7 protein-coding genes are annotated in these 5,724 nt (G+C 69.4%); 1 reads left to right on the forward strand and 6 read right to left on the reverse strand.

What is annotated here, in order from left to right; all coding sequences use genetic code 11:
- Positions 1–109 precede the first annotated feature (109 nt).
- The 4 genes from M0638_RS10870 to M0638_RS10885 all read right to left on the reverse strand — a co-directional run bounded on the left by M0638_RS10870 (position 110) and on the right by M0638_RS10885 (position 3,621).
- Positions 110–1,123 carry a Bug family tripartite tricarboxylate transporter substrate binding protein gene (locus M0638_RS10870; protein WP_248667009.1) on the reverse strand — a complete coding sequence of 338 codons (1,014 nt, stop codon included), beginning with the start codon at positions 1,121–1,123 and terminating at the stop codon, positions 110–112.
- 119 nt (positions 1,124–1,242) lie between these two features.
- Positions 1,243–2,253, reverse strand: a complete 1,011-nt coding sequence (locus M0638_RS10875; RefSeq protein ID WP_248667010.1) for an aldo/keto reductase — start codon at positions 2,251–2,253, stop codon at positions 1,243–1,245.
- Between the two features lie 76 nt (positions 2,254–2,329).
- A complete protein-coding gene (msrB, locus tag M0638_RS10880) occupies positions 2,330–2,728 on the reverse strand; it encodes a peptide-methionine (R)-S-oxide reductase MsrB (protein ID WP_248667011.1) in 399 nt (132 codons plus the stop codon).
- 461 nt (positions 2,729–3,189) lie between these two features.
- On the reverse strand, positions 3,190–3,621 hold the full coding sequence (locus M0638_RS10885) for a DUF1489 family protein (RefSeq protein ID WP_248667012.1): 432 nt from the start codon (positions 3,619–3,621) through the stop codon (positions 3,190–3,192).
- Between the two features lie 122 nt (positions 3,622–3,743).
- Between M0638_RS10885 and M0638_RS10890 the strand changes: the two genes are divergently transcribed.
- On the forward strand, positions 3,744–4,112 hold the full coding sequence (locus M0638_RS10890; protein WP_248667013.1) for a hypothetical protein: 369 nt from the start codon (positions 3,744–3,746) through the stop codon (positions 4,110–4,112).
- Between the two features lie 268 nt (positions 4,113–4,380).
- Here M0638_RS10890 and M0638_RS10895 read toward each other — a convergent pair whose 3' ends face one another.
- Together M0638_RS10895 and M0638_RS10900 are read right to left on the reverse strand one after the other, a co-directional pair.
- Positions 4,381–5,250 (reverse strand): DUF4238 domain-containing protein, encoded by an 870-nt coding sequence (locus M0638_RS10895; protein WP_248667014.1) that lies wholly within the window; start codon positions 5,248–5,250, stop codon positions 4,381–4,383.
- A 167-nt stretch (positions 5,251–5,417) separates the two neighbouring features.
- Positions 5,418–5,642, reverse strand: a complete 225-nt coding sequence (locus M0638_RS10900) for a helix-turn-helix domain-containing protein (protein ID WP_248667015.1) — start codon at positions 5,640–5,642, stop codon at positions 5,418–5,420.
- Between the last annotated feature and the right edge of the window lie 82 nt (positions 5,643–5,724).

Genomic DNA, 5,724 nt, shown 5'->3' on the forward strand with positions numbered 1-5,724 from the left:
GGTCCCCGCACAGGCGCGGACCCGTGGGAGCCGCCGGCGCGGCGCGCGGCCGCCACACCGACCCCGTGCGATACCGGCCCGCGCCGGTCGTGACCCATGCGGGCCGGCATCACTCGATGCGGATGTTCGCCTCCCGGACGATGCGGCCATACCGCTCCGCCTCCGAGCGCACGATCGCGTCGGCCTCGGCCGCGCTGCCGCCGCCCACGCCGAGCCCGGCCGTGAACATCCGCTCCCGCACCCCCGGCGCCTCCAGCGCCCGGTTCACCGCCGTGACCCAGCGCGCGACGATCGGCTGCGGCAGCCCGGCCGGCCCCATCACCATGTAGCGCACCGCCGCCTCGTAGCCGGGCACGCCGCTCTCGGCGACGGTGGGCAGGTCGGGCAGCCAGTCCACGCGCCGCGGCGTCGTCACCGCGAGGCCGCGCAGCACGCCCTGGCGGATGTAGGGCAGCACGGTCGGCAGCGTGTCGATGTTGAGGTCGATGGCGCCCGCGATCAGGTCGCTCACCGCCTGCCCGCTGCCGCGATAGGGCACGTGGACCATGCTGGTGCCGGTCGCCCGCAGCAGCGCGACGGTCGCCATGTGCTGCGACGAGGCGACGCCCGAGGAGCCGTAGTTGAGCTGCCCCGGCCGCGCCTTCAGCAGCGCCACGAATTCCCCGAAGCTGCGTGCCGGGGAGCTCGCCGGCACGGTCACCACCTGCGGCACCCAGGCGGCGAGGACGACGTTGGTGATGTCGCGCAGCGGGTCGAAGGGCGGCGGGTTCAGCAGCATCGGCAGCACCGTGTTGCTGCCCACCGTGCCCATCATCATCGTGTAGCCGTCCGGCCGCGCCCGGCTGAGCATGGTGGCGGCGATGGTGCCCGTGCCCCCGGGCCGGTTGTCCACCGCGACCGCCTGGCCGAACGCCTCGGAGAGCAGCGGCGCCACGAGGCGCGCGGTGATGTCGGTGCCGCCGCCCGGCGCGAAGCCGACCAGCATCGCGACGGGATGGTCGGGATAGGCGCCCTGGGCTTCTGGCGGCGCCCCGCCGGCCGGCACCCCGCCCGCCTGGGCCAGGCCCGGACGCGGCGCGGCGAGCAGCGGCGGCAGGGCGAGCAGACTGCGTCGTCGGATCATGTCGTTGTTCCTCCCTCATCGGCGGCGTCGCACCGCGCCGCTGGCTTCATGGGCGCCGCATGGCGCCGCTGGCCGGGCCGGTCTCGCCGGCGCCGGCCGTCCGTCTCGTCCGGCCCCCGTCAGCCCGGCCGGACGGGCCGCCCTTCGAGCGGATAGGCCGGATCGTTGTAGCCGGGGCTGGAGGGATGCCCGGCCGGCACCAGCGAATCGACCAGCGCCTCGTCCTCGGCGGTGAAGCGGTAGTCGAGGGCGCCGAGATAGTCCTGCCACTGCGCCTCGGTGCGCGGCCCGGCGATCGGCGCGGTGACGAGCGCGTTGTGCATCACCCAGGCCAGCGCGAACTGCCCCGCGCCGATCCCCCGCGCCTCGGCATGCGCCTTCAGGCGCTGGGCGATGGCCAGGCTTTCGGGGCGCCACTCCGTCTCCATCATCCGCCTGTCCGCCCGCCCGGCGCGCGTCTCCGGCGGCGGCGGCGCCTGGGTGGCGTACTTGCCGGTCAGCACCCCGCGCGCGAGCGGGCTGTAGGGCGCGACGCCCAGGCCGAAATGGGCGCAGGCCGGCAGGTGCTCCACCTCCGCCATGCGGTTCAGCGCGTTGTAGAGGGGCTGGCTGACCACCGGGCGGTCGATCCCCATCGCGTCGCACAGGCGGCAGATCTCGGCCAGCCGCCACGCCCGGTAGTTGGAGACGCCGAAGTGCCGGATCTTCCCGGCCCGCACCAGGTCGGCGAGGGCGCGCACCGTCTGCTCCAGCGGCACGCCGTGGTCCTCCTTGTGCAGGTAGAGGATGTCGATGGCGTCCGTGCCCAGGCGGCGCAGGCAGTCCTCCGTGGCTGCCAGCACGTGCCGGCGCGAGAGGCCGCGGTCGTTGGGACCGGGCCCCATGGGGTTGGCGATCTTGGTCGCCAGGATCCAGTGGCGCCGATTCGCGGCGATGGCGCGCCCCACCACCTCCTCGGAGTGCCCGCCGTTGTAGGCGTCGGCGGTGTCGATGAAGTTGATCCCCGCCTCGCGCGCCCGGTCCACGATGCGCGCCGAGGTCGCCTCGTCGGTCGGGCCGCCGAACATCATGGCGCCGAGGCAGAGGGGCGAGACCTTCAGGCCGCTGCGGCCGAGCGGGCGGTATTCCATGTCCGGCATCTCCCCGGGACGGTTGTTCGCGGACGGGCCGCGCGTCGGCGCGGCGCCCGTCGCGCGCCACCATGCCTCAGGCCGGCTCGAAATCCAGGGCGACGCCGTTGATGCAGTAGCGCAGGCCGGTGGGCGGCGGCCCGTCCGGGAAGACGTGCCCGAGATGGCTGCCGCAGCGGGCGCAGTGCACCTCGGTGCGCACCATGCCGTAGGAGCGGTCCGTCTCGGTCTCGACGGCGCCCTCGACCGGCGTGTCGAAGCTCGGCCAGCCGGTGCCGCTCTCGAACTTGCCGCCCGACTCGAAGACCGGCTGGCCGCAGCCGGCGCAGTTGAAGCGGCCCTGGCGCTTCTCGCGCAGCAGGGCGCAGCTGCCGGGGCGCTCCGTGCCGTGCCGGCGCATCACCTGGTACTGCTCGGGCGTCAGCAGGCTGCGCCACTCGGCATCGGTATGGGAGACGGGATAGGGCTCGGGCATGCCACCTCCTGGGCCGCGCCGGCGGCGGGGCCGGTGCTGCGGCACGATGAACGGGTGCCCGATATGGGGTGCGCGGGGCGGCGCGCCCACGGGCTGCCCGCCGATTCCGTCGCGTGGGGTTTCGATCGCGCGGGGTCGGCCGCGGGGATGCCCCGGCCGGTCGCGGCACCCGGGGCCGCCGGCCGGACCGGCGATCCGCGGCAGGCCCCCGGCCGGAGCGCGCACCAAGAAAGAAAGGCCGGTCGGAAGATCCGACCGGCCTTCATGGCAACCATCCGGGTTTTGGCCCGAAGGCCGCCAGTCTGACAGCGACTTGCCGGGAATAGAGCCGCTGCCGAACCTGGCGCCGCGTCATTCGAACCGTCGCGGCTGAAGGGGATACTGCCGGCCGCCGCCTCTCCGCCCGGTTGAGCCGGTCTTACATCGCCGCAATCCCCCCGGCCCCATTGCCGGCCCCGCCCTCACAGCAGCCCCACCGCCCGCAGCGCCTGCGCCAGCGCCGGCGGCAGCGCCGCCTCGCCGCTCGCCGCCGCATCCACGCTTCGCGCCCCGAGATCCGGCGGCGCCGCCTCGGGCGTCAGGTAGCGCCACCCCTGGAACGCCTTCACCGGCCGCGCCGCCACCGGCACCAGCAGCGGGTCCAGCACCAGCGCCACGCAGGCGCTGCCATCCTCCATCACGTCGTCGCGAACCTCGACGATGCGCTGCCGCACCCCCGTGAACCCGGCCACCACCCAGTAGATGGAGCCCCCGGCCTCGATCTCCGCCGCCCGCTTCGGCCGCATCCGCGTGCGGTGCCGCAGCGGCGGGTGCGTCACCGCGCGCGCCGCCTGCCACGCCGCGAGCTGGCCCACGTCCTTCGAACCCACGGAGAGCTTGATGAGGTGCAGCACGGCCCCGCCTTGGCCCAGCCGCCCCGCGCCCGCAAGCCCCTTCAGCGTGCCCTTTCATGGTGGTTGAACCGCGCCCCGCCCCCGCGCGATGCTTCATGGAACGGAAGGGGAATCGCACCGCCATGCTGATCCGGGACTTCCTGAACTTCGTCCTCGACGACGCGCTGGAGGATGCCCGCCTCCGCGCCGTCACCCCCGCCGAGCGCCTCGCCTTCGCCGGGATCGAGCTGGCCGACGCCGAGTGCCGCGACAGCCTCGCCGCCGAATTCCCCGGCGGCCTCGGGGACCTGCTGTGCGACGCCCGTCGGGAAGCCGCCGCCGCCATCGGCGCGGCCGCCCCGGACCAGTGGTTCTGGTTCGCCCGCGAGCTGCACGTGGAATGGATCGCCAACGTGTGCAGCGTCATCCTGGCCCAGCATCACCTGCCGACCATCGTGCCGCCGACCAAGGGGGCGGCGATGGCGGCGGCGAAGGTGGCGGGGGTGCGGTAAGGGGGAGTCGCGGCTGGCGTGGGGGCATCGGGGCGCTGCCCCGAACCCCGCCAAAGGGCGAAGCCCCTTTGGAAACCCCTTTTCAGTCGTGCCGCGTGGTTTTGTTTAGCTGGTTGCGACCGTGGCAAAACGTCTCTTCGCTAATCTGAATAGCCGATTTTGTCCGTGAGCGGAATGTTTGCTTCAGGAAGGTGGGAAGAAGGCTTCAACGTCCGATACGAAACACGTTGCGACCCGGCCGTTCACCATTGCGGGGACAATAGTAATATTATTTCTCGGCGGGCGGTGCATAGGTGTCGGTGCCGATTGTCTTGGCGAAAATTCGCTCCGCATCGAACTGATGCTGCTTAGAGATTAGAAAACGCGAGGCCATGAAGACTTGGCCACTGTTCTCACTTTGAGCCATCTCGTCAGTAAATACCACTGGCGACACACGATTGGCAAACCTGCCAAGTTCACGAGGATTATCTTTTTTTGGATAGCTGTAGAGTATCACCCGGGGCGACATTGGAAATACGAGGTAAGTGCCGTGCGAAAGAAAGTTGACGCGAAGCCATTGCCTATTGTCGGCAGTACGGAAAGCCATCGGATTATCGGAAGTGACGAACGATGTAGTGCTGTCGTTCCGCGCAAAAATCCAGATCGAGCGTCGGAAGTGTCGCGCAAGTAACTCGATCAACCGAGGGTTCCAAATCAGCTCAGTGTGGTACTCGCGCGCTTCATGCGGCGTCAGAGGGCTGCCACACTCAATCTCGATTAATGCTGCAAGAATTTCTCGTGTGTCAAGGGTACGCAGGAACTGAACCGCGAGGCAGCGAGCGACGATCCAGCGATTGATGCGTGAAATCGGCACAGTATCGAGCGATGCCATGTCAGGCAGCCAATCAAGCCACTGGCCTGTGATTATCGCAGCCTCGGCCTCCATTTCGGAAAGTTGCTTTTCCAAGGCTAACGGATCATGGCCGCCCGGCTCATATTGAGTGAGGCGATAGAAGTGCGTCTCGGCTGCGATACCGCAAGGCGCAGCCTTAAATACACGGTCTGTGCGCTTGTCCCAGATCCACAGCTGCCCATTTTTGTCAGCGAAGCGGCGTAGATGGAATTGGGGCACATAGTGGTGGAGCTTGGGAGCATTCATCTTCGTTATCAGCGATCAGAAAATGCGATTTACCAGTATAAATTACAGAATATAAATTGCAGAAATCCACCTTCAGGAAGTCCGGCGCACCCAACAAGTGACCGTTGTGGGCGCGAAGCAGCCGTACGAGTGCAGCCCCCCATGTCGCATTCGATCCATGTCCGCTATCAACCAACCCCTTCCCCCACAACATACTCCTGCACCAGCACCTCCACCGGCAGCCCCAGCCGTACCGCCAGCCGCCGGATCATCGGCAGCGTCAACGACCTCACCTGGTTCAGCACCTCCGAGACCCAGTTCCGCCCGCCCATCTCCTCCACCAGATCAACCGGCCGCAGCCCCAGATCCGCCATCCGGCTCCGGATCGCCTCGATCGGATCCGGCAGCCCCACCGGATGCCGCTCGTTCCCGTAGGTCTCCGAGAGCAGCGCTAGAGCGTGCTGCGTTTACATGGAAGCGTATCCTGAGTTGGCG

The sequence above is a fragment of the Roseomonas acroporae genome (assembly GCF_023223525.1).
Lineage (GTDB): Bacteria > Pseudomonadota > Alphaproteobacteria > Acetobacterales > Acetobacteraceae > Roseomonas_E > Roseomonas_E acroporae.

Excerpts from the sequence above, each read along its gene's own strand:
- M0638_RS10890 (WP_248667013.1), top strand. The coding sequence starts at position 3,744 with ATGCTGATCCGGGACTTCCTGAACTTCGTCCTCGACGACGCGCTGGAG.
- M0638_RS10895 (WP_248667014.1), bottom strand. The coding sequence starts at position 5,250 with ATGAATGCTCCCAAGCTCCACCACTATGTGCCCCAATTCCATCTACGC.
- M0638_RS10875 (WP_248667010.1), bottom strand. The coding sequence starts at position 2,253 with ATGGAATACCGCCCGCTCGGCCGCAGCGGCCTGAAGGTCTCGCCCCTC.
- M0638_RS10870 (WP_248667009.1), bottom strand. The coding sequence starts at position 1,123 with ATGATCCGACGACGCAGTCTGCTCGCCCTGCCGCCGCTGCTCGCCGCG.
- msrB (WP_248667011.1), bottom strand. The coding sequence starts at position 2,728 with ATGCCCGAGCCCTATCCCGTCTCCCATACCGATGCCGAGTGGCGCAGC.